Below are 16,273 nucleotides of genomic sequence, written 5' to 3'. Positions count from 1 at the left end.
TTCGGTTCGCTTCTCCGCACATCTGGGCTGGGACTACTGCACCTGGGCCATGACCTCGTCGGAGGCGTCGAAGTTGGCGAAGACGTTCTGGACGTCGTCGCTGTCCTCGAGGGCGTCGATGAGTCGCATGATCTTGGTGGCCGCGTCGACGTCGACGTCGACCGTCATGGTCGGGACGAACAACGCGTCGGCCGAGTCGTAGTCGAGGCCGGCCTCCTGCAGCGCCGTGCGGACGGCCACGAGGTCGGTCGCCTCGCTGATGACCTCGAACGAGCCGTCCAGGTCGTTGACCTCCTCGGCGCCGGCGTCGAGGACGGCCACCAGGACGTCGTCCTCGTTGGTCGGGCCGCCCTCCTGCTCCTGCGGGACGATGATGACGCCCTTGCGGTGGAACATGTAGGACACCGAGCCCGGATCGGCCATCGTGCCGCCGTTGCGGGTCATCGCGGTGCGGACCTCCATCGCGGCACGGTTCTTGTTGTCGGTCAGGCACTCGACCAGCAGCGCGACGCCGCCGGGGGCGTAGCCCTCGTACATGATCGTGGTGTAGTCGACGGCGTCGGCGCCGACACCACCGCCGCGCTTGACGGCCCGATCGATGTGGTCCTTGGGCACCGACGACTTGCGGGCCTTCTGGATCGCGTCGTACAGCGTGGGGTTGCCGTCGGGGTCGGGACCGCCGATGCGGGCGGCGACCTCGATGTTCTTGACCATCTTGGCGAACATCTTGCCGCGCTTGGCGTCGACGATGGCCTTCTTGTGCTTCGTGGTCGCCCACTTGGAATGCCCTGACATGAGGGACCCTCTCTTCGGCTGTGAAACGAGTGCTCGGCGGTTCAGCGAGCCCCGAGTGCTCGACGGTCTACGACTGCTGGACGAGGTCGACGAAGTAGCGATGAACGCGATCGTCGTCGCCCACTTCGGGGTGGAACGAGGTCGCCATGACGCTGCCCTGCCGGACCGCCACGATTCTACCGGCTGCCGGGCCCTCCGGGACCGTGGCGAGCACGTCCACGGCGGGTCCGACCTCCTCGACCCACGGCGCGCGGATGAAGACGGCGTGCACCGGGTCGTCGAGACCGGCGACGTCGATGTCGCCCTCGAACGAGTCGACCTGGCGTCCGAACGCGTTGCGCCGCACCGTGATGTCGAGCCCGCCGAGGGTCTCCTGACCTGCGATGCCGTCCTCGATGCGGTCGGCCAGCATGATCATGCCGGCGCACGTGCCGAACGTCGGCAGGCCGCCGCGGATGCGCTCGACGAGCGGGTCGAACAGCTCGAACGTGCGGGCGAGCTTGGCCATCGTGGTCGACTCGCCGCCCGGCAGCACGAGCCCGTCGCAGCGGTCGAGCTCTGCGGGGCGCCTCACCGTGAACGCGTCGACCCCCAGCCGGGTCAGGACCTTCACGTGCTCGCGCACGTCGCCCTGGACGGCGAGCACGCCGATGGCGGGCGTGGAGGCGGGGACGGGCACCGGCCCACCCTACTGAAGGGGTGCGGCGCGACGACTCAGGCCCGGTGTGACGACGGCGATGGCGTGAGAGGACCGAGGTCCCCCAGGGGATACGCCACCGCCGCCGCACGAGGTCGGTCTCGTCGTCCGGCGCGAACGTCGGACGGGTCTGAACTCCCTCTCACCGGTCCGCGGTGCGAGGCACTCCCATACCTCTCACAGACCGGCACCGACATCCTACTCTCCTGCGCTGTGACCCCGTCACCACGCGTCGTCAGCCCGAGGCCGAGCGAGCGCAGCGAGCGACGGCCAGGTCGTCCTGCGCGGAGCGCAGGCCGCGACGGAGTCGCGGGGACCGGCGGAGCCGGTCCAGACCTACCAGCCGCGCTCGGCCAGGCGGTGGGGCTCGGGGATGTCGTCGACGTTGATGCCGACCATGGCCTCGCCGAGGCCGCGCGAGACCTTCGCGATGACGTCGGGGTCGTCGTAGAACGTCGTGGCCTTGACGACCGCGGCAGCGCGCTCGGCGGGGTTGCCGGACTTGAAGATGCCCGAGCCGACGAACACGCCCTCGGCGCCCAGCTGCATCATCATCGCCGCGTCCGCGGGCGTCGCGATGCCGCCGGCGGTGAACAGCACCACCGGGAGCTTGCCGGCCTCGGCGACCTCCTTGACGAGCTCGTACGGTGCCTGCAGCTCCTTGGCCGCGACGTACAGCTCGTCCTCGCTCAGCGACTGCAGGCGGCGGATCTCGCCACCGATCTTGCGCATGTGACCCGTCGCGTTCGAGACGTCGCCGGTGCCGGCCTCGCCCTTCGAGCGGATCATCGCCGCGCCCTCGGTGATGCGACGCAGCGCCTCGCCCAGGTGCGTCGCGCCGCACACGAACGGGACCGTGAAGTTCCACTTGTCGATGTGGTTGACGTAGTCGGCGGGCGTCAGCACCTCGGACTCGTCGATGTAGTCGACGCCGAGGCTCTGCAGCACCTGCGCCTCGACGAAGTGGCCGATGCGCGCCTTGGCCATGACGGGGATCGAGACCTCGGCGACGATGCCGTCGATCAGGTCGGGATCGGACATGCGTGCGACACCGCCCTGCGACCGGATGTCGGCCGGGACCCGCTCGAGCGCCATGACCGCCACGGCGCCCGCGTCCTCGGCGATCCGGGCCTGCTCGGCGTTGACCACGTCCATGATCACACCGCCCTTGAGCATCTCTGCCATGCCGCGCTTGACGCGTGACGTGCCGGTGCCGACTGACGTTGCTTCGTTGCTCACTGCGGTGTCCTTCGTTCTGCTGGAGGTCGTCATTTCAGTCTACTCCCGAGACGTCGGCGGCGGCCTGCCGGACACATGCCGGACGACCGGCTCAGCGGCGGACGAGCCGGGGCCGACGACGGCGGGACGCAGCGGACGTCGAGGCGGCCTCGAGCATCGCGTCGAGCCGGACGATCTTGCGGCGCGGACGACCCTCGCGGCGACCCGCCGCGCGCTCGGCGGCGTCGATCGCACGCCAGCCCCGCAGGTCGATCGCGGCCGCCACGCGGTCCTCTGCCAGGCGTCGGAAGTCGCTGGCCGAACCGGCCGGCTCGGCCAGCAGCCCCGCGTTGGCGTCGGCCACGAGGGCGTCGACGGTCTCCTGGGCGCACGACCGGTTGGTGCCGATGAAGCCGCTCGGTCCGCGCTTGATCCAGCCCGCGACGTAGGTGCCGGGCATGCCGTCGACCCGGCCGGACGCGTGCGGCACCGTGGCGGACGCGGTGTCGAAGGGCAACCCGGGCAGGGCCACCCCGCGGTAGCCGATCGACCGCAGCACCAGACCGACCGGCACGGTCTCGACGTCTCGGGTCGGGACGGCGCGCACGACTCCCCCGTCGTCCGGCACGAGGTCGTTGCGGACGAGCACGACGCCGGCGACGCGACCGTCGCCGTCCGCGTCGATGGCCTGGGGTGAGCTCGCGAAGCGGAACACGATGGTGCGCGCGCCGGGGCGTCGCGGCCGGGCCGCGGCCCCGCGCAGCAGGTCGAGCTTGCGTGCCGTCATGACGTCGGTGCCGGCCGGCACGACGAGGGTGTCGCCGTGCACCTCGACGTCGATGTCGTCCCGCTCGACCAGCCCGACGAGCTCGGGCAACGTGAACGCCGCGTGCTCGGCGCCGCGACGACCGACCAGCACGATCTCGCGCACGGCGGACGCCCTCAGGGCCGTCAGGGCGTGATCGGCGATGTCGGTGCCCGCGAGTCGCTCGGGATCGGTTGCGAGGACCCGCGCGACGTCGAGGGCCACGTTGCCGTTGCCGATGACGACAGCGCGATGCCCCGCGAGGTCGAACGTCCGGTCGGCGTGGTCGGGGTGGCCGTTGTACCAGGCCACGAAGTCGGTCGCCGTCGTGCTGCCCGGCAGGTCCTCGCCGGCGATCCCGAGCCGGCGGTCGTGCGAGGCACCGGTCGCGTAGACGACCGCGTGGTGGTGCGTGGCCAGCTCGTTGTGCGTCACGTCGACACCGACGTCGACGCCGAGCAGGTACCGGAAGCCCGGCTGCTCCTCGATGTGCCGGAACAGACCCTCGACGGTCTTGGTCGACGGGTGGTCGGGCGCGACCCCGGCCCGCACCAGGCCGTGCGGCGTCGGCAGGCGGTCGATGACGGTGACCCTGACGCCCGGCCGCTTCAGCAGCTCGTCGGCCGCGAACAGTGCTGCCGGGCCCGAGCCGACGATCGCGACCCGCAGCCGATCGGTCGACGTCCGCGGGACGAGCGGCGTGACGGGAGCCTGCGCCGGGTACGAGCGCGAACTCTCGTGGAACAGGGCGTTGATGTCGACGAACGGCAGCTGCTCGGCGGTCAGCCTGTCGTGGGCGCTGATCGCGCCGACGGGGCACGCCGTGACGCAGGCGCCGCAGTCGACGCACGACACCGGGTCGATGTAGAGCATCTCGGCGAGCCCGAAGTCGGGCTCGTCGGGCGTCGGGTGGATCGCGTTGACGGGGCACGCGAACACGCACGAGGCGTCGCCGCAGCACGCCTGGGTGACGACGTGGGGCACGTCAGTCCCGGGACGCCGCGAAGACGACGGGGGGCTCGCTGCGGTAGCGCGACACGCGTCCGTCGATGCGGCACAGGCGCCACATCAGTCGTGACGCCCGGCTGCGACGCAGGCCCGCCTGGTCGGCGAGCATCCGCACGTCGCCGAACAGCTCCTGCAGACGCTCGCGCGACTCGGGGGCACGCCAGTAGAGGTCCTTCATGACCGAGCGCGGGATGCCGAACTCCCGCCGGAACGATTTCGACGGCACCATGATGACGTCGCACAGCACCCGCATGATGAGCGGGAACAGCAGCGAGATGACGACCTTCTCGACGGGCCCGAGCCGCGGCGCGTTGCGCCGGATGTAGTGGTGCGCGAACGAGATGTGGCGGGCCTCCTCGGCGACGTGGATCTCCATGATGCGCGACAGCACGGGCGGCAGCTCCTTGCCGCTGCGCAGGACGCCCTTCTGGGTGTGGTCGATCGGCTCCTCCCCCGCCAGCACGCCGATGAAGAAGGCGTAGGGCGCCGCCGACCCGGCCCACGGCAGCAGGCCGGCGACGCGGCGCATGAGCCACGGCATGCCCTCGACCGGCGCACCGATGCGGTTGACGGTCTCCTGGAACATCTGGGTGTGGTGGCACTCCTCGGTCGCCTCGTGCGTCAGGTAGCGGTACTCGGGCGAGCCGTTGGGCAGGGTGAAGACGTACTGCATGATGCCGCGGATCAGGATGTTCTCGAACTGCAGGCCCACCTTCAGGATGTTGGCCTGGCGCCACTGCCCGATCGCGATCTGACGCTCGAGCGACTGCGCCTGGTACCACGGGTGGGCACCGAGGGGGTCGACGTCCGACGGCAGGACCCAGCGCGGGTCGTCGGGACGCACCTGGAAGTCGGGGTGGTCCCACGGGACGTCCACGAAGGCGTCGAAGTGACGGTCGACGGACGCCTGCGACAGCGAGCGCAGGATGTCGGCGTACTGCTCGGGGCTGACGTCGACCGGGATGTCGGGCAGCTCGGCGTCGTGCTGGGCACTGCGGTGGTCCAGGGTCTGCGACATGGGCACTCCTCGGTGTGGCGGTCCTCACAGCATGTGGGATACCGAGGGTATGTGTCAATGCCGATGTCACATACGATCTGTCACATCGCGACTGTCACCACCGACGCGTCACAGCGCGGGGTCGTCGACCGTCTGGTTGTAGACGATGCGCATGCGCTGGAACACCGTGATCAGCGATGCGATCGCGAGCGCCCACAGCGTGATCTCGCGCAGGAACGGCAGGTCGAGCAGGCCCGCGAAGCCCGTCATGACCAGGATCGCGACCAACCGGTCGGACCGCTCGGCGATGCCGCCCTTGGCCGTCATGCCCAGGCTCTCGGCCCGTGCGCGCGCGTACGACGTCAGGTTGCCGAGCACCAGGCACGCGAGGCTCAGGTAGAGGTACATCCGCGGGTCGCCGAGGTCGGCCTCGGCGTCGGACGTCGTGTAGTACAGCATGATGCCGCCGAACACCGCGGCGTCGCCGACCCGGTCGAGGGTCGAGTCGAGGAACGCCCCCCACTTGGACGCCTTGCCGAGCTTGCGGGCCATGTAGCCGTCGATCAGGTCGCTGAAGACGAACGCCGTCACGACCATGACGCCGACGAAGAACTGACCGCGCGGGAAGAAGAACAGGGCCCCGCCGCTGACCCCCAGCGTGCCGACGACCGTGACCTGGTTGGGCGTGATGCCGAGCCGGAGGAACAGGTCGCCGAGCGGCGCCCAGATGTTCGTCCAGAACTGGCGGAAGCGTTCGAGCACGGTGGTCCCTTTACTGTCGAGGTCAGTGCGTCGGCCAGGCGTCCGCGAGCATCTCGCGAGTCTCGCCGAGCATCTGCGGCATGGTCTTGGTCCGTCCGATGACGGGCAGGAAGTTCGCGTCGCCGCCCCACCGGGGCACGACGTGCTGGTGCAGGTGCGCTGCGATCCCGGCACCGGCGACGTCGCCCTGGTTCATGCCGAGGTTGAAGCCCTGGGGGCTCGTGACCTCGCGCATGACCCGCATCGCCGTCTGGGTCAGCGACGCGACCTCGGCGGTCTCGTCGGCGTCCAGGTCGGTGTAGTCGGCGACGTGGCGGTAGGGGCAGATCAGCAGGTGGCCGGCGTTGTACGGGTACAGGTTGAGCACGGCGTAGGCGTGCTCGCCACGGTGGACGACCAGCCCCTCGGCGTCGTCCATCGCGGGGATGCGGCAGAACGGGCAGTCGACGGCGTCGGACGTCGACGGCTTGCCCTCGCCCTTGATGTAGCGGACGCGGTGGGGCGTCCACAGGCGCTCGAACGCGTCCGGCTCCCCCACGCCGTCCTGCTCGCGGGGGGCGTCGAGCCCGTCACCGTCGGAGGTCATACCTGGACCCGTGAGCGGATCGCCTCGACGATCCGCTCGACGGCGTCGTCGACCGGGACGCCGTTCTCCTGCTCGCCGTTGCGGTAGCGGAACGACACCGCGTCGCCCTCGACGTCGTTGTCGCCGGCGATCAGCATGAACGGCACCTTCTGCAGCTGCGCGTTGCGGATCTTCTTCTGCATCCGCTCGTCGGAGTCGTCGACCTCGACCCGGATGCCCAGCGCCTTGAGCCGCTTGGTCAGGTCGTACAGATAGTCGGCGTGCCGCTCGGCGACGGGGATGCCGACGACCTGCACGGGCGCGAGCCACGGGGGGAACGCACCGGCGTAGTGCTCGACCAGCACGCCCATGAACCGCTCGATCGAGCCGAACTTGGCCGAGTGGATCATGACGGGCTGCTGGCGCGAGCCGTCGGCCGCGACGTACTCGAGGTTGAACCGGGGCGGCGACGGCATGTTGAAGTCGTACTGGATCGTCGACATCTGCCAGGTGCGACCGATCGCGTCGCGCGCCTGCACCGAGACCTTCGGCCCGTAGTAGGCCGCTCCGCCGGGGTCGGGCACGAGCTCGAGACCGCTCTCGAGGCAGACGTCCTCGAGCACCTTGGTCGCGACCTCCCACTCGGCGTCCGAGCCGATGAACTTGTCGGGCTTGGAGTCGTCGCGGGTCGACAGCTCGAGGTAGAAGTCGTCGAGGCCGAAGTCGCGCAGCAGGCTCAGCACGAAGTCGAGCAGGTGGCGGATCTCGTCGGGCGCCTGCTCGGGGGTGACGTACGAGTGCGAGTCGTCCTGCGCGAAGCCGCGCACGCGCGTCAGCCCGTGGATGACGCCCGACTTCTCGTTGCGGTAGACGTGCCCGAACTCGAACAGGCGCAACGGCAGCTCGCGGTACGAGCGCTGGCGCGAGCGGAAGATCAGGTTGTGCATCGGGCAGTTCATGGCCTTGAGGCGGTAGTCCTGGCCGTCCATGTCGAGCGCCGGGAACATGCCCTCGCCGTAGTACGGCAGGTGGCCCGAGGTGTAGAACAGCCCCTCCTTGGCGACGTGGGGGGTGCCGACGTACTCGAACCCCTCCTCGATGTGCCGGCGACGGACGTAGTCCTCCATCTCGCGCTTGATGACACCACCCTTGGGGTGGAAGACCGGCAGGCCCGACCCGATCTCGTCGGGGAAGCTGAACAGGTCGAGCTCGGTGCCGAGACGGCGGTGGTCGCGTCGCTGCGCCTCCTCGATGCGGTGCAGGTGCTCCTCCAGCGCCTCCTTGGTCTCCCAGGCGGTGCCGTAGATGCGCTGCAGCTGCTTGTTGTTCTCGTTGCCGCGCCAATAGGCCGCCGCGCTGCGCATGAGCTTGAACGCGGGGATGCGCTTGGTGGTCGGCAGGTGCGGGCCGCGGCACAGGTCGCCCCAGGCGACGGAGCCGTCACGCTTGAGGTTGTCGTAGATCGTCAGGCCGCCCTCGCCGACCTCGACGCTGGCACCCTCGGCCGCACCCTCGACGTCACCGGTGGCGGTCGACTTCAGGCCGATGAGCTCGAGCTTGTAGGGCTCGTCGGCGAGCTCGACGCGCGCGGCGTCGTCGCTGACCTCGCGCCGGTCGAACTTCTGGCCCTCCTTGACGATCTTGCGCATGCGCGACTCGATCTTGACGAGGTCCTCGGGCACGAACGGCTCGGGCACGTCGAAGTCGTAGTAGAAGCCGTCGACGATCGGCGGGCCGATGCCCAGCTTGGCGTGCGGGAACAGCTCCTGCACCGCCTGCGCCATGACGTGGGCGGTCGAGTGGCGCAGGATGTCGCGGCCGTCGGCCGAGTCGATCGCGACCGGCTCGACCTCGTCGCCCTCGACGAGCGGGTAGGCGAGGTCCTTGAGCTCGCCGCCCACGCGCGCCGCGATGACGTCGGGCGAGTCGGCGAAGAGCTGCCAGGCCTTCGTGCCCTCCTCGACGGATCGACCCTCCGAGCTGACGGTGATCTGGATGTCGGACACGGTGGGGCTCCTCGTTCGGTGTGACGCGCCCTACGGATGGCGCGTGCTGCTTGGCCCCACCCTAGTGCCCTGCCTCGCCGCCGAGTTTCCGACTGGTGCGGGCTACGAGAGCTCGGGCTCGGGCACCCGCGCCCCGGGGACGCGCGGCGGGATCTCCGGCACCGGCATCAGCAGGGCGGCGGGAGCGCCCTCGGGGACGGCCGGACGTACCGGCGCGACGACCGGCACCCGGACGTAGGGCTCCCCCAGCGCGGGACGGGCGTCGGCCTCGCCCTTGTTGGGCCACAGCGCGATCGCCCGCTCGGCCTGGGCGGTGATCGTCAGGGACGGGTTGACGCCGAGGTTCGCGGTGATCGCCGATCCGTCCGTGATGTGCAGGCCCTCGTGGCCGAAGACCCGCTGGTACGGGTCGACGACGCCCGTGGCCGGGGAGTCGCCGATGACGCACCCGCCGATGAAGTGGGCGGTCATCGGGATGCCGGCCAGGTCGGCGGTCGAGCTGCCGGCGTTGCCGCCCACCTCCGTCGCGAGATCGCGGGCGACCTTGTTGGCCATCGGGATCCACCGGGGGTTGGGGTCGCCGACGCCCTGCCGGCTGGTCATGCGGCGCCCGAGCAGCCCCTTCTTGACGTACGTCGTGATCGAGTTGTCGAGCGTCTGCATCACCAGCACGACGATCGACTGCTCGGCCCACCGGCGCGGGTTGTGGATCGCGAGCGCGCGCCGCAGCCCCAGCATCCGGTACGCCTTGACGACCGCGCCGAGCTGCGAGCCGCCGTGCCCACCGTCGACCAGCGGCGCGTTGATGAGGCCCAGCGCGCTCGATCCGACGCCGTACCGGCAGACCTCGACGTGGGTGTGCTCGTCGGGGTGGAACGACGACGTGATCGCGACTCCGGGCGTGTAGTCGGCCTCGCGACGCATCGAGCGAGCCGTCAGGACGGCCTCGGAGTTGGTGCGGCTGAGCTCGCCGATGCGCGGCGAGAGGCGGGGCAGCGACGTCTCCTTGAGCTGGTGGAGCAGGCGCTGGGTGCTGAGGGCGTTGCCGGCGAACACGACCTGCTCGGCGGTGAAGCTGCGCCGACGCAGGGGGTTGCCGGTGCGCCGCGTGCGGACCTCGTACCCGCCGGACCGGCGGGGACGCACGTCCGTGACGGTCGTCAGCGGGTGGACGACGGCGCCGGCGTTCTCGGCCAGGTGCAGGTAGTTCTTGACCAGCGTGTTCTTGGCGTTGTGGCGACACCCGGTCATGCAGGCACCGCAGTCGATGCACGCCGTGCGGTCGGGTCCGGCGCCCCCGAAGAAGGGATCGGCGACGGGCTCGCCGGGTGCGACGCCGTGGTCGGCCCCGAACAGCACGCCGACGTCGGTGGGGTGGAACGTGTCCTCGACGCCGTAGTCGCGTGCCAGCGCCCGCAGGTGCTCGTCGGCGGGGCTGCTGCCGGGGTACGTCGTGACGCCGAGCATCTTCTTGGCCTGCGCGTAGTGGGGCGCCAGCTCGCTCTTCCAGTCGGCCAGGTGAGCCCACTGGCGGTCGCGGTAGAAGGCGTCGAGCGGCTCGTAGAGCGTGTTGGCGTAGACGAGCGACCCGCCGCCGACGCCCGTGCCGCTCGCGATCAGCACGTCGCGCAGCAGCGTGATGCGCATGATGCCGAAGCATCGCGCCCACGGCGCCCACAGGTAGCGGCGGGCGTCCCAGCTGTTCTTGGGCAGCTCGTCGTCCTCGAAGCGGCGACCGGCCTCCATGACGCCGACGCGGTACCCCTTCTCGGTCAGCCGCAGGGCCGCCACGCTCCCGCCGAAGCCGGAACCCACCACCAGGACGTCGTAGTCGTACGAGCTCATGGCCCGAGCATACGACTCTTGTTGACACTGTGCCAATAGGTGGCGAAACTGGTGCCATGGCCGCCCCGCGACTCCGTCTGGCACCCGCCGAGCGACGACAGCAGATCATCGACGCCGCGCGCGAGCTGTACTCCGACCGCCCCTACGACGCGGTGTCGACGAGCGAGCTGGCCGACGCCGCAGGCGTCGCGCGCGGGCTGATCAACCACTACTTCGGCGACAAGCGCGAGCTCTTCCTGGCCGTGATGCGCGAGTCGATCACGATGCCCGAGCGGGCGCTGCCCGACTACGACGGCCGCAGCGTCGAGGAGCGGGCCCGGCTCACGATGGACTGGATCCTCGAGGCGGCCACGACGTACGGGCAGGCCTGGGTCGCGGCCAGCGGGGCGGCCAACCTGCACGGCAGCTCCGACATCCAGGCCGTCGTCGACGAGGCCGACGACCGTGCGGCGCGCCTCGTGCTCGACGCCCTCGGCCTGCCCGACACGCCGCACCTGCGCGCGCGACTGCGTCCGACCGCGGCCCTGACCAAGGCCGTGTGCCGCGAGTGGCTGCAGCGCGGCACGTTCACCCGCGACGAGGCCCTCGACCTGCTGACCGACAGCGTGCTGCTGTTCGTCCGACAGACCCCTCCGACTCCCACACGTCCCACGGAAGGCACCGACTCATGACCTCCATCGGCATCATCGGATCGGGCTTCGGAGCCCTGGCCGTCGCGATCGAGCTGAAGCGCGCGGGCCACACCGACCTGCGGCTGTGGGAGCGCGCCGACGGCATCGGCGGCGTGTGGCGCGACAACACCTACCCGGGCGCCGCCTGCGACGTCCCGTCACCGCTGTACTCGTTCTCGTTCGAGCCGTCGGCGGAGTGGTCGTCGCGCTACGGCGTCCAGCCCGAGATCCTCGACTACATCCGCTCGACCGCCGACAAGTACGGCATCACCCCGCTCGTCCAGCTCGGCCGCGACGTCGTCGCGGCCCATCACGACGAGTCGGCCTCGACGTGGACCGTCCGCTTCGACGACGGCGACGAGCAGACGGTCGACGTGCTCGTGTCGGCCGTCGGCCAGCTGTCGCAGCCCGTGCTGCCGCGCATCCCCGGCGTCGACACGTTCGAGGGACAGTCGTTCCACTCCGCCCGCTGGGACCACGACGTCGACCTGGTTGGCAGGCGCGTCGCGGTCGTCGGCACGGGGGCCAGCGCGATCCAGTTCATCCCGCACGTCGCCGAGCAGGCGTCCGACCTCGTCGTCTTCCAGCGGACGCCGTCGTACATCCTGCCCAAGCCCGACCAGCGGTTCGGTCCGGTCTACCGGCGCATGCTCCGCCACGCGCCCGGGGCGCTGAAGGCCGAGCGGGCCGGCTCCTGGGGCCTGGCCGAGCAGTTCTCGCGCGGGCTCGACGACGACTCGCTCGTCGGCAAGGGCATCAGCACGCTGGCGCGCCAGCACCTCAAGGCGCGCATCAAGGACCCGGAGCTGCGGGCCAAGCTGACGCCCGACTACCCCGTCGGCTGCAAGCGCATCCTGTTCGCCAACAGCTACTACCCGGCGATCGCCCAGCCCCACGTGCACCTCGTCGACCACGGCATCACCGCCGTCACCCCGACCGGGGTGCAGACGGCCGACGGGACGGTCCACGAGGTCGACGTCATCATCTACGCGACGGGCTTCGACGCGCAGGAGTTCCTCGAGTCGATCGACATCACGGGCGTCGGCGGACGCCGGCTCGCCGACCAGTGGAAGGACGGCGCGCGGGCCTACCTCGGCATCTACGTGCCGAACTTCCCGAACCTGCTGGTGACCTACGGGCCCAACACCAACCTCGGCGGCGGGTCGATCGTCTACATGCTCGAGGCGCAGGCACGGCACATGCGTCAGGCCGTCGACCGCCTCGTCGCGGGGTCGTACCGCACGGTCGAGGTGACGCCCGAGGCCGAGGAGGCGTACGACCACGACGTCCAGGGCCGCCTCTCCCACTCCGTCTGGGCGCACTGCGACAGCTGGTACCGGCACGCCTCGGGCCGCATCACGTCCAACTGGCCGGGCTCGACCCACCCCTACGCCCAGCGCACCAAGGTGCTCGAGCCGGAAGCGTTCCACTGGTCATGACGTCCTATCCCCCCGAGCCGTGGGACCTCCACGGCCACGCCTACGTCGGCACCTGGCTCGTGCCGCTCGCCGACCTGCCCGCGCCGCACTCCCCCGCCACCCGGCCCGTCACGCTGTTCGGGCGGGGCGTCGTCGGCGCCGCGTTCTTCGTGTACGAGCAGCCGAGCCCGCTGACGTACAACGAGATCATGTCGACGGTGCTGGTGCGCCAGGGCTGGCGGGTGCGCGTGTCGATCACGCACATCTGGGTCGACAGCGAGGCGTCGCGCGACGGCGGACGCGACCTGTGGGCGATCCCCAAGCAGCTCGCCGACTTCGACGTCGTGACGCACCGGTCGTACATCGCCCGGGGCATCGGATCCGTCGCCCTGCGACGGGTGCGGCGGCTCCCGCGGGCGCTGCCGGCCGGGTTCACGATCGCCCAGGACCAGCACGGCAGCCTGCTCGTGTCACCCGTCACCGGTCGCATGCGGTTCGGCGTGGTGTCCGCCCGGTGGTCGTTCGCCGACGACGGGCCACTGGCGTTCCTGCACGGCCGCAAGCCGCTCCTCACGCTGGCGATCCGCCCGTTCCGGATGCTCTTCGGACGGCGTCGTCCCGGTAGTTGACAGCCTGTCCGGGCATCCCCACACTGGGCTCACCTCTCTCACCCCAGGTGGATCCATGGAGCGCGCCCTCCTCGCCGCGACGGCCGTCGTCGGCACCGTTCTCGTCGCCGCGGCCGGCGTCGTCCTGGTCGAGGGCGACCGCACGTCCCCCGCCCCCTCGATCGTCGTCGCGTCCCCCGTGGCCGCGCCGGTCGACGACACACCTCTGCGCGTGCTCGACCCCCAGCTGGTCGTCAACTCGGACGGTTCCGGGGCGGTGGGTGCCCGGGTGCGCAACCCCCGGGACGTCGAGGTGTCGCTGATGGGCGTGACGGTCTCGGTGGACGGTCGCAGGGTGCCCGTCAACGGGACCCAGATGTGGTTGCCCGTGCCGGCCGACGACGACGCCTGGGTGGGGGCCGCCTCGGACGCCGGTGGTTTCGTCCTGCCCGAGGCACCCGCAGCCGCGACGCCGGCGATCCTCGAGTTCTGGTTCGACGACGGCAGCTGCCTGGCCCAGGACGTCCAGGCCGTGGCGCGCGGCGACGAGCACCGGCTCGTCTACCCGAAGCGCAACCGGACGATCGGGCCCGAGACGACGAGCAAGCCGCCCGAGGGCTCGGCGGCGTGCGTGTCATGAGCGCGACCCTGTGGTCACCTACGCTTCGCCCATGGAAGAGCTGAGCCCGCTGTCGCCTCACCCGGCGGAGATCACCGTCGCGCTGATCGCGGTGCTCGCACCCCTGACGGTGCTCGTGGCGAGCTACCGGCGCAGCCGCTGCCTCTTCGACCGGACGCAGCAGGAGTCCGTCGCGATCGCGGCCGTCAGCGCGATCTTCTGGCCGTTCTGGGTCATCGGGTCGCTCATCACCTGGCGGGCGATCTCGGCGCGCTGGGCGGAGCACCGCCGGGCTCGGCGCTCACCTGTCGCCGTCCCCTGACCGAGCGTGTCGGGACAGAAGAATCGGGCTCTGTCCGCACCCGCGCGGACAAACCCCGATTCGTGCGTCCGCCGCGGCTCGGCCCTGCCCCGGACATGAGAAAGTCCCGGTCTCCCGGGACTTCTCTGAGGTGGGCGATACTGGGTTCGAACCAGTGACCTCTTCGGTGTGAACGAAGCGCGCTACCACTGCGCCAATCGCCCGTGTGGTGCGTCGAAGACTCTAACCTACCCGGGCAGGCCGTCTCCAGCGAGGTCGGCGCACCGTCAGACGTCCGAGCCGAACGGGCCGCACCGCACGGCGCCGACGGACGCCAGGAGCCACTTCAGCGAGTCGACCGGAGCGCCGTCGATCACGTCGACGACCACGTCGAGCGCGTGCTCGTGCACGACCTCGGCGTCGAGCCACCGCCAGGTGCGTTCGGTCGGCGAGACCGACCGCCTCCACGCGGTCTCGGTCCAGCGGGTCGTCCACGCCGCCCGTTCGAGTTCGGCGTCGTCGAGACGGCGGCGCTCGCGGAAGTACGCCTTCCAGCCCTCCCGGTCCCGCTCCGGGGCGAACAGCTCGACGAACCACTCCGGCAGGACGCCGTCGACGTCGTCCAGGGCGGCCAGCAGGCGGTCGATGCGGGTGAACGCCTCGACGGCCGATCCGCTGACGTGCACGCGGGCCCGTCGCTCCGTGAGACCCGGCCCGAGGCGCGGGTCGTCCGCCAGCCACCCGAGACGTCGTCGAGGCTCGACCACGTCGGCGGCCACGTGCCGCCGCAGCCACGTCAGCGGCCCCGGCGAACCGCTGCGGACGGTCGCGCCCGTGACGGTGTCGACCAGGTCCCACTCGCGGGGCGAGCGCGGCGACCACGCCACCAGCGGCCCGAGCTCGAAGTCGACCTCGACCGCTCCTCGGTCGAGCACGCCCGCGAGCTGGGCGACGGGAGCGTCGCCGCGGCCCGCCGCGCCCGCGACGTCGACGCTCGCCGCGTTGCCCCGTGCGGCCTCGGCGTCGAGCACCGCCTGCAGGACGCCGAAGTCGTCGACGGTCACGGGTCGATCCCCTTGGCCGCCTCGCGGGCCCAGATCTGCTGCGCCAGCCTCGTGACCGGCCCGGGCGCCTCGAGCTCGCGGTCGTCCACGCGCGAGATCGCCTGGACGTCGCGGGTCGTGCCGACCAGCAGCACCTCGTCGGCGGTCTGCAGCACGTCGATGGGGGCGTCCTGCTCGACGACGTCGATCTCGCCGGCGCACCACTCGAGCACGAGCGCCCGGGTGATGCCCGCGAGCGGGCCGGCGGCGAGCGTCGGCGTGATGAGCCGGTCGCCGACGACGTACATGATGTTGGACCCCGTGCCCTCGCACAGCTCGCCGCGGGTATTGGGCATGACGGCCTCCGACGCGCCCCGCGCCAGCGCGTGCTCGATCATCAGCGCGTTCTCGGCGTACGACGTCGTCTTGAGCCCGCTGAGCGCCCCGCGCTCGTTGCGGGGCCACGGCACCGTGACGACGCTCGCGACCGGCGGAGGCTGCGTCGAGGGCTCCGAGACGACCACGTGGGTCAGCTCACCGTCGCCTCGCGGGGAGCCCAGCGGGCCACGACCGGACGTGACGGTCACGCGGATGCGGCCGAAGGCGATGTCCTGGCCGTCCATCGTCGCCGCGATGCCCTCGCGGACCGCCCCGACGTCGGGGGTGCCGATGCCGAGCCCGGCCGCGGAACGGACGAGGCGGTCGAGGTGACGGGTAAGCGCGAACGGCCGGTTGCGGAGGATCTGGACCGTCTCGAACACCCCGTCGCCCACGATCATGCCGTGATCGAGGACGCTGATCGACGGTTCGTCCGGGGATTGCAGGAGACGACCGTTGTGCCATGTGCGCATGCCGCCACGCTACGCCGACCCCGGTTTGGGGTGAACGAGGAGCATCCGCTAATGTTTCATCTCG

The 16,273-nt window shown here is 70.9% G+C and carries 16 protein-coding genes and 1 tRNA gene; 5 read left to right on the top strand and 12 right to left on the bottom strand.

Features of this window, described 5'->3' with window-relative positions; all coding sequences use genetic code 11:
- Nucleotides 1-33 precede the first annotated feature (33 nt).
- The 9 genes from IFT73_RS04710 to IFT73_RS04670 all read right to left on the bottom strand — a co-directional run bounded on the left by IFT73_RS04710 (nt 34) and on the right by IFT73_RS04670 (nt 10,698).
- Complete coding sequence (locus IFT73_RS04710; RefSeq protein ID WP_056608108.1) at nt 34-795, bottom strand: YebC/PmpR family DNA-binding transcriptional regulator; 762 nt, start codon at nt 793-795, stop codon at nt 34-36.
- A gap of 67 nt (nt 796-862) precedes the next feature.
- Entirely contained in the window at nt 863-1,474 is a 612-nt protein-coding gene (pdxT, locus tag IFT73_RS04705) for a pyridoxal 5'-phosphate synthase glutaminase subunit PdxT (RefSeq protein ID WP_371811153.1), read from the bottom strand.
- Between the two features lie 354 nt (nt 1,475-1,828).
- The gene (pdxS, locus tag IFT73_RS04700; protein WP_192166594.1) at nt 1,829-2,764 is read right to left on the bottom strand and encodes a pyridoxal 5'-phosphate synthase lyase subunit PdxS; all 936 of its coding nucleotides are present in this window, start codon (nt 2,762-2,764) and stop codon (nt 1,829-1,831) included.
- A gap of 58 nt (nt 2,765-2,822) precedes the next feature.
- Nucleotides 2,823-4,499 carry an FAD-dependent oxidoreductase gene (locus IFT73_RS04695; protein ID WP_192166593.1) on the bottom strand — a complete coding sequence of 559 codons (1,677 nt, stop codon included), beginning with the start codon at nt 4,497-4,499 and terminating at the stop codon, nt 2,823-2,825.
- Between the two features lies 1 nt (nt 4,500).
- Nucleotides 4,501-5,541, bottom strand: coding sequence for a diiron oxygenase (locus tag IFT73_RS04690; protein ID WP_192166592.1), 1,041 nt, complete (start codon nt 5,539-5,541; stop codon nt 4,501-4,503).
- A 108-nt stretch (nt 5,542-5,649) separates the two neighbouring features.
- Complete coding sequence (pgsA, locus tag IFT73_RS04685) at nt 5,650-6,282, bottom strand: phosphatidylinositol phosphate synthase (protein ID WP_192166591.1); 633 nt, start codon at nt 6,280-6,282, stop codon at nt 5,650-5,652.
- A 22-nt stretch (nt 6,283-6,304) separates the two neighbouring features.
- Nucleotides 6,305-6,868 carry an HIT domain-containing protein gene (locus tag IFT73_RS04680; protein WP_192166590.1) on the bottom strand — a complete coding sequence of 188 codons (564 nt, stop codon included), beginning with the start codon at nt 6,866-6,868 and terminating at the stop codon, nt 6,305-6,307.
- Complete coding sequence (gene thrS / locus IFT73_RS04675) at nt 6,865-8,853, bottom strand: threonine--tRNA ligase (protein ID WP_192166589.1); 1,989 nt, start codon at nt 8,851-8,853, stop codon at nt 6,865-6,867. The genes IFT73_RS04680 and thrS overlap by 4 nt, the downstream gene beginning before the upstream one ends.
- A gap of 102 nt (nt 8,854-8,955) precedes the next feature.
- Nucleotides 8,956-10,698: an FAD-dependent oxidoreductase gene (locus IFT73_RS04670; RefSeq protein ID WP_192166588.1), complete on the bottom strand. Its 1,743-nt coding sequence runs from the start codon at nt 10,696-10,698 to the stop codon at nt 8,956-8,958.
- A 56-nt stretch (nt 10,699-10,754) separates the two neighbouring features.
- On the opposite strand from IFT73_RS04670, the gene IFT73_RS04665 reads away from it, so the two are divergent.
- Genes IFT73_RS04665 through IFT73_RS04645 form a run of 5 tightly spaced genes read left to right on the top strand, consistent with a single transcriptional unit; the run spans nt 10,755 to nt 14,336 of the window.
- Nucleotides 10,755-11,369 (top strand): TetR/AcrR family transcriptional regulator, encoded by a 615-nt coding sequence (locus IFT73_RS04665; RefSeq protein WP_192166587.1) that lies wholly within the window; start codon nt 10,755-10,757, stop codon nt 11,367-11,369.
- Complete coding sequence (locus IFT73_RS04660; RefSeq protein ID WP_192166586.1) at nt 11,366-12,808, top strand: NAD(P)/FAD-dependent oxidoreductase; 1,443 nt, start codon at nt 11,366-11,368, stop codon at nt 12,806-12,808. The genes IFT73_RS04665 and IFT73_RS04660 overlap by 4 nt, the downstream gene beginning before the upstream one ends.
- A complete protein-coding gene (locus IFT73_RS04655) occupies nt 12,805-13,416 on the top strand; it encodes an acetoacetate decarboxylase family protein (protein WP_192166585.1) in 612 nt (203 codons plus the stop codon). Before IFT73_RS04660 ends, IFT73_RS04655 begins: the two co-directional genes overlap by 4 nt.
- A 55-nt stretch (nt 13,417-13,471) precedes the next feature.
- On the top strand, nt 13,472-14,035 hold the full coding sequence (locus IFT73_RS04650; protein ID WP_192166584.1) for a hypothetical protein: 564 nt from the start codon (nt 13,472-13,474) through the stop codon (nt 14,033-14,035).
- Nucleotides 14,036-14,066: 31 nt separating this feature from the next.
- The gene (locus tag IFT73_RS04645) at nt 14,067-14,336 is read left to right on the top strand and encodes a hypothetical protein (RefSeq protein WP_192166583.1); all 270 of its coding nucleotides are present in this window, start codon (nt 14,067-14,069) and stop codon (nt 14,334-14,336) included.
- Nucleotides 14,337-14,467: 131 nt separating this feature from the next.
- Here IFT73_RS04645 and IFT73_RS04640 read toward each other — a convergent pair.
- From IFT73_RS04640 to IFT73_RS04630, 3 genes are all read right to left on the bottom strand, one after another.
- Nucleotides 14,468-14,539 (bottom strand) — tRNA-Val (locus IFT73_RS04640).
- Between the two features lie 63 nt (nt 14,540-14,602).
- Entirely contained in the window at nt 14,603-15,379 is a 777-nt protein-coding gene (locus IFT73_RS04635) for a hypothetical protein (RefSeq protein ID WP_192166582.1), read from the bottom strand.
- Nucleotides 15,376-16,209 (bottom strand): aminotransferase class IV, encoded by an 834-nt coding sequence (locus IFT73_RS04630; protein WP_192166581.1) that lies wholly within the window; start codon nt 16,207-16,209, stop codon nt 15,376-15,378. The genes IFT73_RS04635 and IFT73_RS04630 overlap by 4 nt, the downstream gene beginning before the upstream one ends.
- Nucleotides 16,210-16,273 lie beyond the last annotated feature (64 nt).

It is taken from the genome of Aeromicrobium sp. CFBP 8757 (assembly GCF_014841755.1).
Taxonomy (GTDB): Bacteria; Actinomycetota; Actinomycetes; order Propionibacteriales; family Nocardioidaceae; genus Aeromicrobium.
This window is presented reverse-complemented; position numbering and strand designations above follow the sequence as displayed.